This is a genomic window from Steroidobacter cummioxidans, from assembly GCF_003104955.1.
The window spans coordinates 39,118-60,063 of sequence record NZ_LSRW01000064.1; the positions used below are offsets into that span (position 1 = coordinate 39,118).

Here is a 20,946-nt window from a genome sequence, read left to right on the forward strand (position 1 = left end):
CCCATAGGCGTCCATCTCGGCAATCCATTGGCCGAAATATTTCGCCTCACTGACCCAAGACAGCCGTGCTAAGGCGGCGCAATCTGCTGCGCTGACTTCTTGCCGGGCTTCACGGCGCGATCGATCGCGTTCTCGCTGGGGGCTTCGAGGCTGAACACTAGCAACGATCGCCCGGTCACGCCGTACGCCTCGCCGGTCGTGAACACCGCCTTGCGTCCGGTGGGCAGATCCGGAAGGTTGGTGTCGATCAACAGCGTCCAGCGCGCGTCCGGCGAATCGCCGGGCAACGTGAACTCAACCAGATCGTGAAAGGCGTTGAGCACGATCAACAGCGCGGTGTCATGAGCGCGCTGACGCAAGCCCGTCGCCTGCGCGCGACCGTCGAGCAGCATGCCAAAGCACAGCATGCCATCGTCGGTCCATTGCTCGACCTCCATCTCCTTGCCGCTGGCATTGATCCAGGTGATTTCTTTCAGGCCGAGACGCGGATCTTCCTCTGCGGACAGGAAGCGATTGCGACGCAGAATCGCGAACTTGGTGCGCAGCGCCGTCATTTGCTGCACGAAGCGGAGCAGGGTCTCGTTTTTTTCGGCGAGCGACCAGTCCACCCAGCTGATGTCATTGTCCTGACAGTAGGCGTTGTTGTTGCCGTGCTGAGTGCGGCCGAATTCATCGCCGGCGAGCAACATCGGGGTGCCTTGGGACAGCAGCAGGGTCGCGAGGAGATTGCGCATCTGTCGGCCACGCAGCGCGTTGATGCCTTCGTCGTCGGTCGGTCCTTCGGCGCCGCAGTTCCAGGAGCGGTTGTGCTCGTGGCCGTCCTTGTTGTGCTCGAGATTCGCCTCGTTGTGCCGCTCGTTGTAGCTCACCAGGTCTGCGAGCGTGAAGCCGTCGTGCGCGGTGATGAAGTTGATGCTGGCATACGGACGGCGGCCGAACTTGTTGAAGATGTCGGCGGAGCCGTACAAGCGCGGTGCCACTTTGCCGGCGGAGGCTTCGCCTCGCCAGAAATCGCGCACGGCATCGCGATATTGATCGTTCCATTCCGCCCAGCCCGGCGGAAATTCGCCGACCTGATAGCCGCCTGGACCGCAATCCCAGGGCTCGGCGATCAACTTGACGCGGCTCAATACCGGATCCTGCGAGCAGGCCTTCAGGAAGCCGCTTTGATTGTCGAAGCCGTTGGGCTCGCGCGCCAGAATGGTGCCGAGATCGAAGCGGAAGCCGTCCACGTGCATCTCGTTCACCCAGAAGCGCAGGCTGTCGGTGACCATTTGGATGACGCGCGGATGACTCAGGTTCAACGTGTTGCCGGTGCCGGTATCGTTGATGTAGTAGCGTTTCTGCTCGGGCATCAAGCGATAGTACGAAGCGTTGTCCACGCCTTTGAAACACAGCGTCGCGCCGCGCTCGTTGCCTTCGGCGGTATGGTTGTAGACGACATCGAGAATGACTTCGAGCCCGGCGTCGTGAAAGCGCGCCACCATCTCTTTGAACTCTTGCACGCCGCGTCGAGGGTCGATGAGATAGCGCGGATCTGGCGCGAAGAATCCGATCGAGTTGTAACCCCAATAATTGGTCAAGCCTTTATCGAGCAGCAGGCTGTCATTGACGAACGCGTGGATCGGCAGCAGCTCCACCGTCGTTACGCCCAGTGACTTGATGTACTTGATTACGTCAGGAACGGCGAGGCCTGCGAAGGTGCCGCGCAGTTCCTCCGGTACCTGGGGATGTTGCTTGGTGTAGCCGCGCACATGGGTTTCATAAATGATGGTTCGATCCCAAGGCACGAGCGGACTGACCGATTGTTTCCAATCGAAGGTCGAGTCTGCGACTACGCACTTGGGCATGAAGGGCGCGCTGTCGCGCTCATCGAAGGTCAGATCGTCGCCTTCGGCACCGATGGTGTAGCCGAACAACGCATGATCCCAGCGCAGCTCGCCGACGAACTCGCGCGCGTACGGGTCGATCAGCAGCTTGTTGGGATTGAAACGGTGCCCCGCTTCGGGCTCGTACGGGCCATAAACGCGGTACCCGTAAACCGTGCCGGGGCCGACATCGACCAGATAGCCGTGCCAGATCTCATCGGTATATTCGGGCAGCTCGATGCGCTCGATCTCCTTCTGGCCGTCCGCGTCGAACAGGCACAGCTCGACTTTGGTGGCATTGGCGGAGAACAGCGCGAAGTTGGTGCCCTGGCCATCCCAGAAAGCCCCTCTGGGATACGGCAGGCCCTCACGCAGTTGTGACGAAAAGCTACGGCTCAAGGTGACACCCGATCGGGGAGGGACATGACCGCAGGTGCAACGCTCAGCGCATGGGAACGTTCCCTAGGCCCGAGCTTTGCGTGCTTTGGTGCTCTTGCGTGACTTGCTGACCGACTTCCGGGTGGTCTTTTTCTTGGCGACCTTCTTCTTGGCCGTCTTGCCGTACAGCTTGCGCAACTCGTCCTTGGCGCCTTCGAGCTTGCGTTTGCGGGCGGGCGGCAATGTTTTGCCGGCACGGTTCTCGTAGAAGGTCAGCATGGACATGGCGGAGCGATACGGCGACGACTTGCGCTTGTGGCTGCGGTCGGCCGAGCGCTTCAAGGAGAGGGCGATGCTGCGAGAGCTGCCGCCGGTGAAGACCCCTTCCTCCAGCGTCAGTGCATCACTGGTCTGCGTGACCCGTTGCGACCAGCGTTTCTTGCGAGCAGTGGCCATGCTGCCTCCGGGAGCGTTGAGGACGCTGACGGAATGATCCAGCTGCGCCAACGTTCCCGACGCTCTGCGCTCACTCTTCGAAGGACAGGGTCCAGGTCTCGCCGATCAGGGATTGACCGAAGCTGTGGTGAGGCTCGCTTTTGGACAGTTGGAAGCCCTCCGCCACGTACAGTTTGCGTGCCGCTAGCAGGTTGCTTTGCGTCCAGAGCGTCATGCCTTTGTACCCAGCCTCGCGCGCAAAGCTGACGCACTCGTGCACGAGCATGCGGCCGACGCCGTGGCCTCGAGCGCTGTCTTCGACCAATAGCAGACGCAGCTTCGCGATGCCTTCCGGTCCACGGACCAGCATGATCGTGCCGACGGGCGCGTCGCCAAGCTCGGCGATCCAGCACCGCTCGGCGGCGGGATCGAGTTCTCGCAGAAACTTGGCGCAGATCTCGGCCACCAGCGCTTCGAATTCGCTGTTGAATGCATATTCCTTGGCATATAGCGCGCCGTGCCGCTGAATGATCCAGCCCATGTCGCCGGCGCGATGGGTTCGCAGTCGGACGGCCGGCGTCGTGGGCTGCGGACTGAGGAGGGATTGCACTTGACGTAGATGAGCTTGCAGTTGCAGTTGTTGATGCCAGGGCAGGGGCTCCAAAAGCTTTGCGACTTCATCGCGCGCTTGCTGATTCACACCGGCGAAGGCTTTGCGGCCTTTGGCTGTGAGCAGCAGGTGCGATTTGCGGGCATCGTCTTGGGACCGTTCGCGCTTGAGCCAGCCGCGCTTTTCGAACTGCGCGAGGATGCGGCTGACGTAGCCGAAGTCCATGCCCAGTGCCCGCACCAGATCCGCTGCCATCACGTTCTCGTTATTGGCGATTTCGTAGAGCACCCGCAGCTCGGTCAAGGAATAGTCGCCGCCCAGATGGTTGCCGAGCACTCCAATGGTGCGGGTGTAGAAGCGGTTGAACTGGCGGATGTCGGCGATGATCGAGTCGGACGCTGCATTCATACGGATTCCTCCCTGAGCGCAGACGTTCGCGCAATTACTTGACGAAGTCAAGTATCGCTTCTGGTCAGCGGCTGGCAGGTTTTCTGGCTCGCGGCGGCAGCCGGTTTGGAGCACAATTCACGGGTGATCAAGCTCCGAGGTTTCATTCTCCAGGCCAGTTATCGCGTGGTCTCCGGCCCGGCCGGAACGCGCGTTCCTGTCATCCACGTGTACGGTCGTCTCGAAGACGGCGGCACCTTTCTGGTCCGCGACAATCGCCAGCGCCCGCACTTCTACATTCGAACTGCGGATGTCGAGCGCGCGAGCGTGCAGACGTCGCAGCAACCTGTTTCCCTGGAGAAGCGCACGTTTGACGGCGAGCCGGTGTCGCGCTTCGATATGGACACACCGACCGATGTGCCGGGTCTGCGCGACCGGCTGCACGATGTGGGCATCGACACCTACGAAGCGGACGTGCGGTTTGCGGTCCGTTATCTGATCGAGCGCGGCATCAAGGGTGGCTGTGAGATCGAAGGCGAGGCGACGCCGGGCCAAGGGGGCACCTGGGTGTTCGATAACCCGGTGCTGCGGCCGGCCGACGTCAGGATCGAGCCGCGCATCCTATCGTTCGATATCGAGACCGATGGCAAAGGCGAGCGTTTGCTCGCGATCTCGATGTACTCCAACGAGATTGACGAGGTCCTGATTGTCGATGGCAGCGATCGTCCGATGCCGGAGAAGGCGACTCGGTGTCTGGATGAATACTCGGCGCTCAATGCATTCTGCGAGCGGGTGCAGCGCCTCGATCCCGATGTAATCACCGGCTGGAACATCGTCGACTTCGATTTGACGGCGCTGCAGCGCATGGCGCAGCGGCTGCGGCATCCCTTCAATCTTGGCCGCGATTCAGGCGCGATTCGCATTCGCAAGGCCGAAGGCTACTTTGGCAGCGGGCAGGCGAGCATTCCGGGCCGGTTGGTCATGGATGGTATCGACCTGCTGCGTGGCGCGTTCGTGCGCATGGATGATTATTCGCTCGACGCCGTGGCGCGAGAGGTTCTCGGTGAGGGCAAGGCAGTCTCGGGCGATGTTCGTGATCGTCTGGCCGAGATCATTCACAACTATCGTCACGATCTGCCCGCGTTTGCGCTGTATGCGCGCACCGACGCGCGGCTGGTGTTCGAGATCGTTGCGAAGCTGAATCTGATTCCGCTCTCCGTGGCGCGCAGTCAGCTCACGGGGATGACGCCGGATCGAGTCGCAGCGAGCATTGCTTCGTTCGATTTCTTGTACCTATCGGAGCTGGAGAAGCTCGGCATCGTGGCGCCGACGGTGCGCTCCAGCGACGCTCGGGTGTATGAAGCTCAGCAGGGCGGTCACGTGCTCGAGCCGCTCACCGGTCTGCATCGCAATGTCTGGGTATTCGACTTCAAGAGCCTGTATCCCAGCATCATTCGCACGTTCAACATCGATCCGCTGTCGTACGTAGCCAAGGCCGCAGCCCACGGACGATTCTGATTCGAAAACCGCCGGGCGGCGCGTTTTTTTTCGCAGAGAGCCCGCCATTCTGCCTCGCGTGCTCGATGAGTTGTTTCCTCGGCGCGACGTGGCCAAGAGGAACGGCGATGAAGTGGCCTCGCACGCCATCAAGATTCTGATGAACTCCTGCTATGGCGTATTGGGTACGCCGGCGTGCCGTTTCTATAACCCGGCGCTTGCCAACTCGATCACCGGCACGGGCCGCGAGATTCTGTTGTGGTCCAAGCAATGGTTCGAGAGTGTCGGCTACACCGTGCTGTACGGCGATACGGACAGCTTGTTCGTTCGCTCCGGCATGCCGGATGCCGACGGCGCGCGTGCCACAGGCAAGGAGCTTGCGGCCAGGTTGAATCGCGACATCGCCCAGTACATCGCGCAGGAATGGCGCGTCACGAGCAAGATGGAGCTGAAGTTCGAGAAGCTCTATTTACGGCTATTTCTGCCGAGGGCGAGAGGCAGCACGCGGGGCGCCAGCAAACGTTACGCCGGGTTGCTCAATGCGGCCGACATCGACGGCGTGCAGTTCGTCGGTATGGAAGTGGTGCGTCGTGACTGGACCGCGCTTGCCAAACAGGTGCAGCGCGAGTTGTATCACCGCTTGTTCACGGATCAGCCGGTGGACGTGTATCTCGCCGACATCGTCGGCCGAGTGCGCGATGGCAAGCTGGACGATCAGCTGGTCTATAAAAAGAATCTTCGGAAGGACACCGAGGAGTACACCGCAACCACACCGCCGCACGTGGTTGCCGCACGCAAGTCGACGCAGCCACTGGGTCGCTTGATCAGCTACGTCATCACGACCGCGGGGCCGGAGCCCATCGACAATATCCAGCATCCGCTGGATCGCGAGCACTATGTGATCAAGCAGATCAAGCCGGTCGCGGAGCCCGTGCTCGCGACCCTCGGCTTGGATTTCGAGCAGGTCATCGGCGACAGCCGCCAGATGGATCTTTACGCGTTGCTGGGCGATCGCTGAGTTCGGCGTCGCGCCGAGCCGTTGCGGGCGTTGGCTGCTGGTCGCGTCGATGTCGCGCGAGCGGCCACCCTTGCAGCCGGCGCCGCCTTGTTCTTCTGCTTGGCGGTGTTAATCAGATCCAGCACTTCGGTGATGATGCCTTCCATGATGGTGCGCGCCTTGGTGGCATTGCCCGCCTCGATGGCGTCGAGCACTTTCCGGTGCAAGTCCACGTCCGCCTGCGGCACGCCTTTGACTGAGTTGGTGAGTCGGATCGAAATGCGCAGCGCCGCGTTGATCATGTCTTCGAACTGCGCATAGAACCGGTTGCCCGTGGCATGCAGCACGGCGACATGAAAGGCGATATCGGATTCGAGCGGATCGTCCTCGCCCAGGGCCGCCGTTTTCATCCGCTCGACGGCGCGACGGATGCGCGCGATGCCTTCGGGCGTGGCTTTACGGGCAGCGAGCGCCGCCGCCATGGGTTCGATCGCAAAACGAATCTCGGTGAACTCGGCGAGCAGCTCGAGCGAGAACTTTCTCTCCAGCAGCCAGCGCAGCACATCGGGATCGAGCAGATTCCAGTTGCTTTCCGGCTCGACCCAGGTGCCCTGGCGCGGGCGGGCGCTGAGCAGCCCTTTGGCAGTGAGCATCTTGACCGCTTCCCGCAGCACGGTGCGGCTGGCGCCGAATTGTTTGCACAGCTCGGCCTCGATGGGAAACGGCACAGTGTCACCGTAAGTCTGGGTGACGATCGCATGCCCCAGCTCTTCGACGATGGCGTAAGTCAGGTTTTGTCCGCTGGGTTTGCGCATGCCTGGGTCTGGCCCTTCGAGTTATGGGAGCAACATAGCACGATCAGGCGTTGGCCGATCCCTTCGCCTGCTGCCAGGCGCTGACGATGGCGGTGGCGCGCGCCGCGACTTCGGCGGCAGTGCGGCCTGGTGCATAGATGTCGGCGCCGAAGCCGATGCCGTCGATGCCTGCTTCCGCCCATTCCGCCAGGTTGCGAGCCCCGACGCCGCCGACCGCAAATACTTTGGTCCCCGGCAACACGGCCCGGAGCGCCTTCAAGTGCTGCACGCCATAAGTCGAGGCGGGGAACATCTTCAGCGCAGTCGCGCCGGCATCGATGGCGGCAAACGCCTCGGTCGCGGTCGCAAAGCCCGGGACGGCTTGCAAGCCCAGCTCAACACTGCGGGCGATCACGCCTCGCTCGACGTTCGGCGTCACGATGAGCTTGCCGCCGGCTTCGGCAACGGCGTCGACCTGCGCGGGCTTGAGCACCGTACCGGCGCCGCACAGACATTCGTTGCCAAAGCGTTCGGTCAAGCGTCGGATGCTCACCAACGCCTCGGGTGAATTCAGCGGCACTTCGATGCCGCGGATGCCGGCGTCGACCAGGGCTTGGGCGACATCCAATATTTCATCGGGACGGATGCCACGCAGAATGGCGATCAAAGGAGGAACGGCGACAGGCGTGGGCACGAAATTACTCCGCGATATCTGGATGAGCGAGCGCGTTGAGGCCGGCGAGGGTCAGCTCGGTGGCGTCCAGCGGCAGCGTTTCGATGCCATGGGCGGCGAGCGCGGCTCCGTAGAGCTCGGCCAGTCGGGGTGCCCCAATGATCGGCACGGCGGCACTCGCTCGCATCGTGCCATCGAACAAGGGCAAGGCTCCCAGGACATCCTGGCCGATGATGAGGCCGGATAGATAGGTCGAGGCTTCCGCGTGCGTCATGCTTTGAATCAACTGGCGCGCGCGCACCTCGAACAGCAAGTGACTGAGCGGAACGTTGCGCAACTCTCGGCTGCGTTGCAGTCCAGCCTCGAAACCGCGACGTTCGGCGTCTTCATTTGCCTCAGCCGTCGACGCCTTCAACAGCGTGCTGCGATCTCGCAGCAGGGCGTACAGCTCGCCGGACAAACTGGTTTGGAACGATTTGAGCTTGCCGTTCTCCACCAGCGCCCATTTGGTATGGGTGCCGGGGAGGGCGACGATGCTTCGACCGCGCCCGAGCGAAGGATGAGTGGCGATGGCGCCGAGGATCTGTGTTTCCTCGCCGCGCATGACGTCCGGGGCGCCCAGGGGGTTGGTGCAGGAAACGCCAGCGGCAATGGCGATCGAACGACCGCGAGCGTCAAAGCGCAACAGTGAGGCGCGCAACTCCGCAACGCCGGCAGGGCAAGAGGCGTACGGAACTTCCCGCCAGCCATTGCGCGAGCCGACCATTCCGGCCAGCCAGATGGGCAGCGGCCCGTACTGGCCCGTCCAAGGCTCGAGCGCGGCGAACAGGGTCGCCTCGGCGTTGGTCGTCAATGATCCGATACCGGCGCCATCGGCCTTGTCGAGCACCGTGGCGCCGCGGCATAAATGCAGCCGCAGATGGGTCGTGCCCCAGTCGCCGGCGATATGGGTAGGGGAGTCGGTCATGCGTGGGATTCCATGTGGGCCTTTTATATGATTAATATTCTCCCTGTACAAGCCCGACCTGAACTGGCGACGGCGGTCGGGCCCGACAGCACGGATTTTCGGGGGAAGCGATGCAAGGAAATCAGAAAATCGCGCCGAAGCTGGCCCGCTGGGCGGCGCTACTCGCGGTTGTCACCGGCAGCGCCTGGGCAGACCCGCCCGATGGCTACTACCTGGGTGCCGATCTGTCCTATGTCAACGAGATGGAGGATTGCGGGGTCGTCTACCGCGACGCCGGCAAGCCGGCCGATCCGTTCGTATTGCTGAAGTCACGCGGGGCCAATCTGGTACGTGTCCGTCTGTGGAACGACGCCCGGTGGACGCGCTATTCGAATCTCGCCGACGTCAAGAAAACCATTCGTCGGGCGCGCCGCGCCGGCATGCAGGTGCTGCTCGATTTTCACTACTCGGATGACTGGGCCGACGGCGAGAAGCAGATCATCCCCAAGGCCTGGGCGCACATCACCGATCAGGATGCGTTGGCGCAGGCCCTTTATGACTTCACCCTACGCACGCTGCGCGAGTTGGACCGCGCCGGCTTGATGCCTGAGTTGGTTCAGGTCGGCAACGAAACCAATGGCGAGATCCTGAGCACGCTGGAACGGGCCAAGGAGCCGATCGATTGGTCGCGCAACGCCAAGCTGTTCAATGCGGGCATTCGTGCGGTCCGCGACGCCGGTGCGCAGTCGTCGATCAAGCCGCGCGTGATGTTGCACATCGCGCAGCCAGAAAACGTCGAGCCGTGGTTCGCGGCCGCCAAAGCAGCGGGCGTCACGGACTTCGATTTGATCGGCATCAGCTACTACCGGCGCTGGTCGACTCAAGATCTCGACGGACTCGACGCGGTCATTCGCAGACTGCGACAAAACTATCGGGCGGATGTCCTGGTCGTCGAAGCGGCGTATCCCTGGACGCTGGAGAATGCAGATCAGTCCGCGAATTTATTGGAAACCAGCACGCTGATCGCGGGCTATCCGGCCACGCCGCGCGGGCAACGTCACTATCTCATCGATCTCACTCAACGAGTGATCTCCAATGGCGGGGTCGGCTTGGTGTATTGGGAGCCGGCCTGGCTATCGAGCAAGTGCAAGACGCGCTGGGCAACCGGATCCGCCTGGGACAACGCAACGCTGTTCGATCATCAGGGCGAGTTGCTGCCGGGCGCGGATTTCTTTGGCTTCCCGTACGTGTTCTCGGCCAAACCAGAGCAGGAGCAGCGCGCGTCGAGCCCGCCGCTGGCCGAGGTGTCGGGTAACTTCAACGAGGGCTGGCAGTTTCATCGCTTCGAGCGGGACAGCGATGAGGTTCCCGCTAGTCAAGTTCCCGCGGCGGCATGGGAGTCCGTGACCCTGCCGCACACCGCCCGCATCGAGCCGCGCATCGTCAATGACCAGTGGCAAGGGCTGTCGTTGTATCGCAAGCGCTTCAACGCCGAGCCCGCGTGGCGGGGCAAGCAGGTGTGGGTGCGATTCGAGGCCGCGATGAACATCGCGAAGGTGAGCGTGAACGGCCGCGAAGTGCGCACACACCTGGGCGGCTATCTGCCATTCGTGGTCGATTTGAGCGAGCGGTTGCGCTTCGATGAGCCGAACGAAATCACGGTCTGGCTCGACAATCGCGACAACGCGCTCACCGGCCCGAAAGCCATGCACGTGCTGGATTTCAACATGTTTGGCGGGCTGTATCGTGATGCAACGCTGATCGTCAAAGAGCCGCTGCACATCACCGACGAGGTGCTCGCGAATCAACCCGCGGGCGGCGGCATCTTCGTTACCTATCCCGAAGTCAGTCGCGAGCGCGCCACGGTGGCGGTCAAAACTCAGGTACGCAATGCCGGCCGTGCCGGAGCAACGTTTCGAATAGTGCAAACACTGTTGCGCGATGGGCAGCAAGTGGCATCGGCGAGCTCGTCGGAGCTGAGTGCCAAGCGCGGGCAATCAACGGATGTGAATGTCGAGCTGCCGGTGCTGCAGCCCCAGTTGTGGTCGCCGCAATCGCCTGCGTTGTATGACCTCGTCACGTCGGTGGAGGCGGACGGCAAAGTTGTCGATGAGCGTCGCACGCGCATTGGCATCCGCCGTCTGGAGTTCGTGGGCAACAAGCTCAAGATCAACGGCGAGGAAATGTTCCTGCGCGGCGTGAATCGCCATCAGGAACATCCATACGTCGGCTATGCCGTTGCTCGTGCGGCCGAGTATCGCGACGCCCGCCGCATCAAGGAGGCAGGGTTTGATTTCGTGCGACTGTCGCACTACCCGCAATCGCCGTACTTCATGGCCGCCGCCGACGAGCTGGGGCTGGTGCTGCTGAACTCTGTGCTCGGTTGGCAGTTCTACAACCCGGATCCGCGTTTCGAGCAGCAGGTGGTGCAGACGTGTCGCGATCTGGTCCGCCGCGATCGCAATCACGCCAGCGCGATGCTCTGGGAATGTTCGCTCAACGAGAGCCAGATGCCGAAAGCGCTGGTCGAGAAGTTTCATCGCGCCGTCCACGAGGAGTATCCGGGGGATCAGGCGTTTTCGGCGGGGTGGCAGAACGACGGCTATGACATTTATATCCAGGCGCGCCAGCATCGAATCGAGCACTACACGCCGCCGGATCGGCCGTATCTCGTGTCCGAATACGGCGATTGGGAATATTACGCACTGAACGCCGGCTTCAATCAGCAGACTTGGGCGGACTTGCAGCCTGATGCCAGGACCAGTCGGCAATTGCTCAGCGCGGGCGAGGCGCGCCTGTTGCAGCAGGCGAGCAACAACCAGGAAGCGCACAACGACAACTTCACTGTGCCGGCGTTCGCCGATGCGTATTGGGCAATGTTCGACTACAACCGCGGTTATGCCGATGATCTGGAAGCATCGGGACCGATGAGCTTGGATCGGGTGCCGAAGTTCAGTTATTCCTTCTTCCGCAGCCAGCGCGACGCCGGACAGCGCTCGCCGCTGTACTCGTCGGGGCCGGAGGTGTTCATTGCCAACTACTGGCAGCCGGAGTCGACCACCGATGTTCGCGTGTATGGAAACGTCGAAGAGGTCGAGCTGTATCTGAACGGACGCGTCGTGGCGCGACAGCGGCCGGATCGGGACCGGATGTCGACGCACCTTCGCCATCCGCCGTTTACGTTCAAGCTCGGCAAGTTCGAGGCCGGCGCGCTGGAAGCAGTGGGTTACATCGATGGCCAGGCCATCGCTCACCATCGAGTTGCCACGCCGGAAGCGGTCGAGCGCATGCAGATCGAGTTCGATACGGTCGGGGTGTGCACGGATGCCGAGCGCAGCGATCAAATATTCGTTCGGGCGAAGTTGCTTGATGCCAATGGGACAACGGTGCCGCTGTCTGGCAAGGAAATTGAATTCACCGGGCAGGGAAGATTCTCGGTGATTGGGCCGGGTAGGTTGCCGACAGAGGCGGGCATCGCCACTGCTTTGTTCAAGGTTGAGCCTGGCGCCGGCCCGGGCAGCGTTGCAGCGGCGGTAGGTGTGAGAACGGTTAGCTCGGATTTCTCCGAAACTGCCTGCCGACAGGTGTTCACGCGGCCTTGATTCAGCCGCCGCTATTTCGGCGGTCGCATGGCTGCGTCGCTGTCTGGTCCTCCAGCCGGGTCGCCCGCAAGGGCGACCCATACTCCCCTCACTTTCCTGCCTGCCGCGCGACGCGGCTGCCCTCATCTCCGCTTGCGTTCTCAAAGACCGTGCTATATATAATACAAATCGGATTTTGTCTGAGTAAAAGAACATCTCTTTGCAGGGGGAGTCATGGATACTCGAACACGGACAAACCGGCTGTGGCGCTATGCCTTGGGCTATTCCGCGCCAATGCTGCTATGGACTTCGGCGCATGCCGCCGAGCCACAATCCGCGACCAGCGGAATCATTGAAGAAGTCCAAGTCACCGGCATCCGGCAGAGCCTTCGCGATGCGCTGTCGGTCAAGTTGAATTCCGATCTGGTCGTCGATGCCATCTCATCCGAGGACATCGGCCAGCTGCCCGATGTCACCATCGCTGAGTCCATCAACCGGCTGCCCGGCATCAATGCAACTCGGGATCGCGGCAATGACAGCCAGGCGGTGGTGCGAGGCCTGGGCGCGAGACTGGTCCTGGGCACGATCAACGGCCGTGAAGTCGCGTCGTCGGAGCCCGATCGCAATGTTCGCTGGGAGATCTATCCCTCTGAAGTCGTGTCCGGCGTAAAGGTCTACAAGACCCAGGCCGCCGATCTGATCGCCGGCGGTGTTGCGGCCACCATCGACATTCAAACGTTGCAGCCGCTCGACTACGACGGCGCCGAGTTCGTGGTTCGTGGCGGGCCGGTCTATTACGACGGCGGCGCGGACATCCCCGGCTATGATCCCTGGGGCTATCGCGCCAGCGGCTCGTATGTTTTCAAAGCGAATGAAACGTTCGGGCTGGTGATCGGCCTGACCGCGCAACAACAGAAAAACGGCTATTCCTCGTTTACCGGTTGGGGATACAACGATTCCCGGGCGCGACCGCCGCAAGGTGCGAGCGATTTCACCGGCGATCTCGATGGCGATGGCACTCCCGATGCGACTCCGTGGGGGGCGCAAGTTTCCGTCAATGGCATCGACCAGAATCGGCGCGGCGTGTCGCTGGGCACGCAATGGCGGCCGTCGGAGCGGTTCGAGTTGCGCTTCGATGCGCTGTATTCGGACGTGGACATTCACGAGGATCAGGGCCAGACCGTCTACGGCCAGAACAATTGGGGCAATTGGGACAACGGCAATTGGGCTGACTACAACGCCCCGGGCGCGAGCTACACCATCGTCGACGGCACCGTGGTCGCGGCGAGGCTGCCCTACAGTTCGGTGACGACGGTGGTGTCGGACTACGATGAAAAGAAGGATCTGTCGGTCACGGGATTGAATGGCCGCTGGTCCGGCGAGCGCTGGAGCATTACCGGTGATATTTCTTATTCGCAGGCCGAGCGCGAAAACACCTGGAAGGCGGTGCGCACCGAGGTGTATCCGGAGTGGATGACCTGGGACACTCGCGGCGGACGCTTGCCAACCATCACTACCAGCGTCGACCCGACCACGTTGACGCAGTTAGCGCCCGATTATCGCGGCGGTAGCATCGATGGTCCGGAGCATCTGAACGACGAGTTGACCGCGGGCGCCTTGGACTTCGCCCGTTCGCTCGATGGAGATTTCCTGTCGTCGTTGCAGTTCGGTGCGCGCCTGTCGAACCGGACGAAAAAGCACGATCGCATGGAGACCTATCCGTCCGCCCGCGAGGGCGGCGTCGAGATTCCGATTTCGCTGTTCCGCGTGTACAACGTGCCGTCCGTGAATCTGCCGCCGGTGTTGCTGGGCAACTATGACGAGATTGCACGTCTGGCTTATGGCTCGGCGCTGGATCCGAGCAATGCCAGGGAGAATTTCTCGCAGCGCTGGAAGGTGAAGGAGGAGGTTACCGAGGGATACTTCAAACTCAACTTCGCGAGCAATGCCATCGCGCAGCGCATGACAGGAAACATCGGCGTGCGTCTGCTGGATGTGCAGACAACCAGCGACGGATTCCAGCAAGCCACGGGCGCGAGCGCGCTTGCGCCAGTCAGGGTCGAGCATGACTACAGCGAGGTGCTGCCGAGCGCCAATGTGAACTTCAATCTCACCGACACGACGCTGCTGCGCTTCGGGGTGTCCAAGGTCGTCGCGCGGCCACCGCTCGATGAATTGCGCGCCAGCCGTACACTGACCAACTGGTTGCCGTATACCGGCAACGCCGGTAATCCCAATCTGGAGCCGTTCAAAGCGACGCAGTTCGATGCCTCCTACGAGTGGTATTTCCGGGACGAGGCACTCTTCGGTGTTGCGGCCTATTACAAGGACGTGTCCTCGTACATCGGCTGGCGACAGGATCCGCAGACGTTCGACGGCATCACCTATGCCGTCGCCACACCGGTCAATGGCAAGGGCGGCTCGATCGCGGGCGCGGAGGTTACGTTCCAGACGCCGTTCTTCTTCTGGAGCGCGCTGGAGAACTTTGGCGTCTATTCAAACTACGCCTATGTGGATTCGGATGTGCAGGAGTTCGTGCCGATCACCAATCCGCTGACGGGCACTGGTTTCGCACGGCACACGGCGGTGTTCGATCTCTGGTATAGCTCGGGGCCCATCGAGGCGCGGCTTGGCTACAAGTATCACAGCCCGTTTACCGTGATTTATGGCTGGAATGGGGCGGACCTGCAGACGCTGGAGGACGAGTCGGTGCTGGATCTGAGCACGTCGTACCAACTCACCTCAGGTGTGCTACTGCGCTTCCAGGTGAACAACCTCACCGACGAGCCGTTGCGCATGCATCGGGACAATCAGGTGAACCGCATCGGCCGCTATGACGAATACGGCCGCCGCTACCTGCTGGACATCACCATGAAGTTCTGACCTGCGCGCCGGCGGTGTTCCAGCCGCAACGCTGAGCACACCGATGTCAGCAGGGTCGCTGATGTCGGTGTGCTGTACTTGGCCCTGTCGATCTGGTTCGAGAGTGTCATGTACGACTGCAGACGTTTCTTCATCGATGGCGAGTGGCTGACGCCGGCGGGGCGCAAGGAAGCGCTGGTAATCAATCCGGCGACCGAGCAGCCGGTTGGGCAAATCCTGTTGGGCAGCGCCGAGGATGTCGACGCGGCCGTGAAAGCGGCACGCACGGCCTTCGCGACGTACTCGCAAACCTCGCGTGAAGAGCGCATCGCGCTGTTCGAGCGCATCGTCAAAGTTTACGAGGCAAACATCGAGCGCCTGGCGCAGGCTGTCTCCGATGAGATGGGCGCGCCGATGACGCTCGCCTTGCAAGCACAGGCGGGCAGCGGCTTCCGGCACTTGTCCACTGCGTTGACCATCCTCAAGGACTTCGAATTCGAAGAGCGCTTGGGCACGACATTGATTGCGCGTGAGCCCATCGGTGTGTGCGGTTTGATCACGCCCTGGAATTGGCCGCTGAATCAGATCAGCTGCAAAGTCGCGCCGGCGCTCGCGGTTGGTTGCGCCGTCGTGTTGAAGCCCAGCGAGGTGGCGCCCGTCACTGCGCACATCTTCGCTGAAATACTTGCCGAGGCGGGCGTGCCGAAGGGCGTGTTCAATCTCGTCGACGGCGACGGTCCGGGTGTTGGCGAGGCAATTTCTCGGCATCCCGACATCGACATGGTGTCGTTCACTGGATCCACGCGGGCCGGTGTGCTCGTGGCGAAGGCCGCAGCGGATACGGTCAAGCGCGTGTCGCAAGAGTTGGGCGGCAAGTCCGCCAACATCATCCTGGAAGATGCAGACATCGCCGTGTCTGTCGCGCACGGCGTGAACTGGATGATGACCAACAGCGGCCAATCCTGCAATGCGCCGTCACGCATGCTCGTGCCCGCGGATCGTCACGACGAAGCGGTCGAGGTTGCGAAGAAGACCGCGGAGCAGTTGGTCGTCGGTGACCCGAAGGCGCCCGGTGTGACCACGGGGCCGGTAGCCAACAAACTTCACTTCGAGCGCGTGCAGGCGTTGATCGCCAAAGGCATCGAGGAGGGCGCCAAGCCAGTGATCGGAGGCGTCGGACGCCCCGACGGTATCGAGCGAGGTTACTTCGTCAAGCCGACCATCTTCGCGGGCGTCACCAATGAGATGACGATCGCGCGCGAGGAAGTGTTCGGTCCAGTAATGGTGCTCATTCCGTACCGCGATGAAGCAGACGCGATCCGAATCGCGAACGACTCGGTTTACGGCCTGTCCGGTCACGTGCACTCGGCAAATATAGAGAGCGCACGACGCGTGGCCTCGAAGATTCGCACCGGCATGATTCACGTGAACGGCGCGGCCCGCGACATGTTTGCTCCGTTCGGCGGCTACAAGCAATCAGGCAATGGGCGCGAGTGGGGCCGAGAGGGCTTCAAGGAATTCCTCGAGACCAAGGCCCTGATGGGCTATTTCACCTGACAATCGGTCACGACGAGTACCGATCACGCAAGAGCAACGAGCACGGCAAGACATCGGCACGCCGCTGAAAACGTATTTCGACGGCCTACTCATGGAGCGCAGGAACAGCTGCGCTCTATACCGGCAAGTGCGCCATCAGGCGCGCAATCTCATGACTGTCCGAATCCGGACGCGCCAGCAGTTGCTGAATGACCAGCAGCCGATCTGCAGGCGGATGGGTTTGATTCAGCTTGGTCACGCCTTCGATGCGTTCGATGGTGATCCGGAACGAACGGATCCGAGGCACCGACTGCTGCACTTTGCCCGGCGGCGCTTGCTCCAAGGTCCATGGATTCTCACTGTCACGCTCCAGCACCTCAGCGACGCGCCGTAGCACATTGAGCTGCCCTTCATCGTCGTCGATGACTTGTAGCCGGCCGCGGATCTGCGCGGAAACATAGTCCCAGGTTGGAACCGTCAGCAGTGTCTTGTACCAGCTCGCGGAGATGTAGGTATGCGGGCCGGGAAAGATCGCCAGCACTTGCTGCCCGTTTCGCAATGTCTGCGCTTGAGGATTGATTCGGGTCATGTGGCCGACCAGCGTCGTGACGGTGTCGTCGGTCTCGAAGAAGATCGGCGTCGGCGTGGCGTAGGTTTCCTCGCCCGTGGCGGTGATCAAATGAGCGAACGGATACTTTTTGACGATAGCAACAGGATCCGCCGCGGCATAGGCGCTCGGCGCATACATTGTTCTGGCGGTTGCTGGAGTGCTCATGGCGCCCGATTCGGTCAAGGATGGATGTCGGGCAGTCTATCCAGGCCGGCAGGTGGGCTGGTTGCGAACGAGGGTGCGAGTAGTGATCCCGCTGCACCACCCAAGTCCAGGCGTCACGTCTTTACGCGAGCCGGCTACTCGGTTTTCGTTGGAGCGCGGATGACCAGACCGGGATGTGCGCCAGTCGTGCGTCGATCCTGATACACGAGCGTGCCGTTGACCCAGACTTTCTCGATGCCCGCCGACAACGCCGTCGGATTCTCCAGCGTCGCGCGATCCATGATGGTCGCGGGATCGAACAACACCAGATCGGCGCGGTTGCCCTCGGCAATGGTGCCGCGAGCGGTGATGCCGAGATGCTTCGCGGCCAGACCAGTCATCTTGTAAACGCCTTCCTCCAGCGACATCACTTTCTTTTCGCGCACATAGCGGCCAAGTACTCGCGGGAACGTGCCGTGGCCGCGAGGATGGCTGATGGAGACGCCATCCGAACAAATGTTCGTGTGCTCCCAAGTCATCAGGTGAATGACGTCGTCTTCGTTCATGCTGGTGCCGATGACCGATTCGACCCGTTCCTCGTTGGGATGCGCTTTCTGGTACGCGATGGCCTGCTTCATCAAGCCGAGATACACATCCACCGGCGGGGCGTTGCGCTCCTTCGCAAGCTGTGCGAGCGACTTGCCGACGATGCTGGGGTCGGGCTGGAACCGCGAGAAGTACAGCCCCTCCGGCGGCGTCGATTCCTTGAGCATGAGGGCAAGGCCTTCGCGATCGTCGTACACCTTGTTCGGGAACATGGCGCGCATCGTCGACTGCCAGAATGTGTACGGATAGATGTCGGCGGTGATGTCCACGCCGGAAGCGCGCGCATGATTCAACAGCTCCAGCACTTTGTCCGAGGTGCCCCAGAGCTTTTTCACGCTGATCTTGATATGCGAGACCTGCACGGGCACGCCGCTGGCTCTGCCTATGTCGATTGCCTCTTGCAACGCGGGCATGAGTTCGAAGCCTTCATTGCGAATGTGGCTGATATAGCGTCCACCGAAGCGAGCCGACACTTTTGCCAACGCGATGACTTCCTCCGTGGAGGAGAAGTTGCCGGTCTCATAAAGCAAGCCTGTGGAGAGGCCAAATGCACCGGCCGCCATGTCGTCCTCGAGCAGCTGGCTCATGCGCGCTATTTCTTCCTCGGTCGCTGGACGGCGGGCAGCGTTCATGCCTTGCTCGCGTAAGGTGTTGTGACCGGAGTACGAGCCGAGGTTGACTGCGATCGGGTCTTTTTCGAGCCTGGCGAAGAGGGCCCGCAGTGGCGACTGGGATACGCCGTCCTGGCCGACGATGATGGTCGTGACGCCTTGGCTGGTAACCGCCAGCATGTCCGCCGATTTCGGAATGTCGGCGTCGTGATGACTGTGCGTGTCAATGAAGCCGGGTGCCAGCACCTTCCCGCCGCCTTCGATCACGACCTCGCTGTTGCCGGGAATCACATCGCCGACCGCAACGATCCGTCCGTCCGCGATACGTACCGACCCCTTGCGAGCCGGCGCGCCGGTGCCGTCGATGATGATGACGTCGGAGATGACGGCACTGTCGAGTGTCGGAGCTGCAGCTGCGAAGGCCAGGAGCGGAGTGGTGGCGAGCAGGAGCGCGAGCAACTGTTTCATGGGATGCCTCCAGCCGGGAGCGCCAGGCATTATGCGCCAGATCCAGTCAGCTGGCGTCGCGATTCGGCTGATTTCCTCGGCGCCGGGCGCTATTGGTCGCCCTGGCGGGCCCGAGCTGGTTCGATTAAAACGGATGAATGCTGACTATGGCAACGAGTGGCCGATTCCTGTTCCTACCTATCTCTTTGTATCGCGCTGCTCCATGCCTGTAGCCGAGAGGGGACAATGTCGTGGTCATTGCGAACGCCTGCGACCACCTCCTGCTGGTGGTTCAAAGCCGGCGATGAACAGGTGACGACTTAGATAAAGAATATGCGCAGTCGCCAACAACGGCAGCCCGACGGTGGTAGTGAATATTCCCCAGCGGGTTTCACCCGTGGAGGAGAGTGCGAGGATGGCCTGATAGAGCAGAGGCGCGGCCCCAAATACGACACCGGTCAGCACGGCACGGGGGTTTTCAATCATTTCATTGCCGTCGAAGAGCGCTGAAATTACGCGAAGCAACGACCAGAGCCCGAACAACCCGCACGACACGACCAGGATCAGCGGTGCCGGACTTTCCTGGCTCGGTCGCATCAGTTCTGCGGGCAATATGATCGTAGCGACCGCCAGCATCAACATGCATGGGGCGAAGCAAATGAGGATTTCCAGTTTCAACAACGATCGGGCCGAGTCGCTCATCTGCAGATCCATGTTGATGGCACGAGCGATTGTAGCGTAGTGCTCGCGGGGGGCGGGTTCGATTCCCGCACTCAGGTTCTCAGTTACACGAAAGAGGGGCGACCTCAGTAACGGCCGGACTGGAAGATCACTGGAAGTGATCTGGATTTGTCAATTCGTAACAGGTAAAAGGCAAGGGGTCAGGAGGCGTCTGTGCCCGGCACTGCATTGAAGAGGGCGATCGTGGTAATGGCCGTTGCGGTCGGGCTCGCGGTGGCCGGGCAGCTGTATCTGTGGTCGCCTCTTGTGGAGCGAGAGGGCGCTGGGGGCGGGATTCCCTCACCGCAAACGATAGCAGTCGCCTGGATATGGATTGTGTCCTCCGTTGTGTGTGTGCTGACCGTGCCGTATGCAGCGGATGCGCTATTGAAAGACAAGTCCAAGCGCACTCGGGGCAATGTACTAGTGGTCGGTGCGGGGGGGGGTGTTACTGCTTTGGGCCGTTGCCTGCGTTACTGGCATGTTCGTGTCGAGGTGACTGCGGGCTACTCAATCAACCTCATCTCCCGCGCGCCAGAACGCATATGCTTGCGGAGCTCTAAGTGGCACCGCATCCGTGATGCGCCGCCTACTCCTTATTTCTCTCTAAATTTGCCCGCAGAAAGTCTGAGAAGTTCTTTTCGTCCATCGTACCCGCAGCCCACTCAATGACGGCCTGTGTCGCAGCTTCCTCGCTGGCAGTGAACCGATAACCGTTGAGCTCGAGAAACAGCACGCCGATCACAAAGCCGGTGCGCTTGTCGCCACAATGCCGCCCGTGTACTTGGCAGCAAGTTCGACGATGTCCGCAGTCGCGTATGCCATGTGGTTTCGCGGCCTGCCGAGAGCGGACTGCAGCAGGGATTCGTCGCGCACACCTTCGGCGCCACCATGTTCGACGAGCAGCCGATCATGGATCGCCAATGCCAACTCATCCTCAATCCAGATCGGCTCGCTCATTTGGCGAGGACATGCAGTGTATTCCGGTAGCGGGCCATGATCTCCTCAGCCTTCTTCATTTTTTTCTCGAAGGTGGGATCGAACGGTGTAATGCGGTAAGTGTTGTTGGGTCCTTCGAGGAGAAATACATCCTCGCCCTCACCGGTGCGGAGTCGACTAATGACTTCCTTCGGAAGCACAACCCCGAGCGAACTGCCGACCTTTCGGATTTTGAGCGCAACCATAGATCACCTCTTCAAGCCCTACTCACGGCATGGCGTTAAAACAATAGTATTAACACGTTG

At 61.4% G+C, this 20,946-nt stretch carries 15 protein-coding genes and 2 pseudogenes; 6 read left to right on the forward strand and 11 right to left on the reverse strand.

What is annotated here, in order from left to right; translation table 11 throughout:
* Positions 1–68: 68 nt before the first annotated feature.
* From glgX to D0550_RS25945, 3 genes are all read right to left on the reverse strand, one after another.
* Positions 69–2,267 carry a glycogen debranching protein GlgX gene (gene glgX, locus D0550_RS25935; RefSeq protein WP_116812101.1) on the reverse strand — a complete coding sequence of 733 codons (2,199 nt, stop codon included), beginning with the start codon at positions 2,265–2,267 and terminating at the stop codon, positions 69–71.
* A gap of 63 nt (positions 2,268–2,330) precedes the next feature.
* Complete coding sequence (locus D0550_RS25940; RefSeq protein ID WP_116812123.1) at positions 2,331–2,702, reverse strand: DUF3175 domain-containing protein; 372 nt, start codon at positions 2,700–2,702, stop codon at positions 2,331–2,333.
* A 70-nt stretch (positions 2,703–2,772) separates the two neighbouring features.
* On the reverse strand, positions 2,773–3,699 hold the full coding sequence (locus D0550_RS25945) for a bifunctional helix-turn-helix transcriptional regulator/GNAT family N-acetyltransferase (RefSeq protein ID WP_116812102.1): 927 nt from the start codon (positions 3,697–3,699) through the stop codon (positions 2,773–2,775).
* A 123-nt stretch (positions 3,700–3,822) separates the two neighbouring features.
* Here D0550_RS25945 and D0550_RS36515 point away from each other — a divergent pair, with 123 nt between their 5' ends.
* Both D0550_RS36515 and D0550_RS36520 read left to right on the forward strand, forming a co-directional pair.
* A complete protein-coding gene (locus tag D0550_RS36515) occupies positions 3,823–5,196 on the forward strand; it encodes a 3'-5' exonuclease (RefSeq protein ID WP_153067347.1) in 1,374 nt (457 codons plus the stop codon).
* A gap of 49 nt (positions 5,197–5,245) precedes the next feature.
* Entirely contained in the window at positions 5,246–6,193 is a 948-nt protein-coding gene (locus tag D0550_RS36520) for a DNA polymerase domain-containing protein (RefSeq protein ID WP_349770745.1), read from the forward strand.
* Here D0550_RS36520 and D0550_RS25960 read toward each other — a convergent pair.
* From D0550_RS25960 to D0550_RS25970, 3 genes are read right to left on the reverse strand one after another with little or no spacing between them, the layout of a single operon-like run.
* Positions 6,169–6,987 carry a FadR/GntR family transcriptional regulator gene (locus D0550_RS25960; RefSeq protein ID WP_116812105.1) on the reverse strand — a complete coding sequence of 273 codons (819 nt, stop codon included), beginning with the start codon at positions 6,985–6,987 and terminating at the stop codon, positions 6,169–6,171. The genes D0550_RS36520 and D0550_RS25960 overlap by 25 nt on opposite strands.
* Positions 6,988–7,030: 43 nt before the next feature.
* The gene (locus D0550_RS25965) at positions 7,031–7,660 is read right to left on the reverse strand and encodes a 2-dehydro-3-deoxy-6-phosphogalactonate aldolase (RefSeq protein ID WP_116812106.1); all 630 of its coding nucleotides are present in this window, start codon (positions 7,658–7,660) and stop codon (positions 7,031–7,033) included.
* A 4-nt stretch (positions 7,661–7,664) separates the two neighbouring features.
* Complete coding sequence (locus D0550_RS25970) at positions 7,665–8,606, reverse strand: 2-dehydro-3-deoxygalactonokinase (protein WP_116812107.1); 942 nt, start codon at positions 8,604–8,606, stop codon at positions 7,665–7,667.
* Between the two features lie 120 nt (positions 8,607–8,726).
* On the opposite strand from D0550_RS25970, the pseudogene D0550_RS36960 reads away from it, so the two are divergent.
* The 4 genes and pseudogenes from D0550_RS36960 to D0550_RS25985 form a co-directional block, all read left to right on the forward strand.
* Positions 8,727–9,832 (forward strand): annotated as a pseudogene (locus D0550_RS36960) (glycoside hydrolase family 53 protein); the annotation flags it as partial.
* Positions 9,833–9,988: 156 nt separating this feature from the next.
* Complete coding sequence (locus tag D0550_RS36965; RefSeq protein WP_349770746.1) at positions 9,989–12,187, forward strand: glycoside hydrolase family 2 protein; 2,199 nt, start codon at positions 9,989–9,991, stop codon at positions 12,185–12,187.
* 213 nt (positions 12,188–12,400) lie between these two features.
* Entirely contained in the window at positions 12,401–15,049 is a 2,649-nt protein-coding gene (locus tag D0550_RS25980) for a TonB-dependent receptor (RefSeq protein WP_206606544.1), read from the forward strand.
* A 108-nt stretch (positions 15,050–15,157) separates the two neighbouring features.
* Complete coding sequence (locus D0550_RS25985) at positions 15,158–16,585, forward strand: aldehyde dehydrogenase family protein (protein WP_116812125.1); 1,428 nt, start codon at positions 15,158–15,160, stop codon at positions 16,583–16,585.
* A gap of 115 nt (positions 16,586–16,700) precedes the next feature.
* Here the strand turns inward: D0550_RS25985 and D0550_RS25990 are convergent, their stop codons facing one another.
* From D0550_RS25990 to D0550_RS26010, 5 genes and pseudogenes are all read right to left on the reverse strand, one after another.
* Positions 16,701–17,339 carry an FMN-binding negative transcriptional regulator gene (locus tag D0550_RS25990; protein ID WP_153067348.1) on the reverse strand — a complete coding sequence of 213 codons (639 nt, stop codon included), beginning with the start codon at positions 17,337–17,339 and terminating at the stop codon, positions 16,701–16,703.
* Positions 17,340–17,473: 134 nt separating this feature from the next.
* Entirely contained in the window at positions 17,474–19,003 is a 1,530-nt protein-coding gene (locus tag D0550_RS25995; RefSeq protein ID WP_161966054.1) for an N-acyl-D-amino-acid deacylase family protein, read from the reverse strand.
* A 234-nt stretch (positions 19,004–19,237) separates the two neighbouring features.
* Positions 19,238–19,684, reverse strand: a complete 447-nt coding sequence (locus D0550_RS26000) for a hypothetical protein (RefSeq protein ID WP_153067349.1) — start codon at positions 19,682–19,684, stop codon at positions 19,238–19,240.
* Positions 19,685–20,291: 607 nt separating this feature from the next.
* Positions 20,292–20,662 (reverse strand): annotated as a pseudogene (locus D0550_RS36970) (type II toxin-antitoxin system death-on-curing family toxin).
* Positions 20,659–20,886, reverse strand: coding sequence for an AbrB/MazE/SpoVT family DNA-binding domain-containing protein (locus D0550_RS26010; protein WP_116812112.1), 228 nt, complete (start codon positions 20,884–20,886; stop codon positions 20,659–20,661). Before D0550_RS26010 ends, D0550_RS36970 begins: the two are co-directional and overlap by 4 nt.
* Positions 20,887–20,946 lie beyond the last annotated feature (60 nt).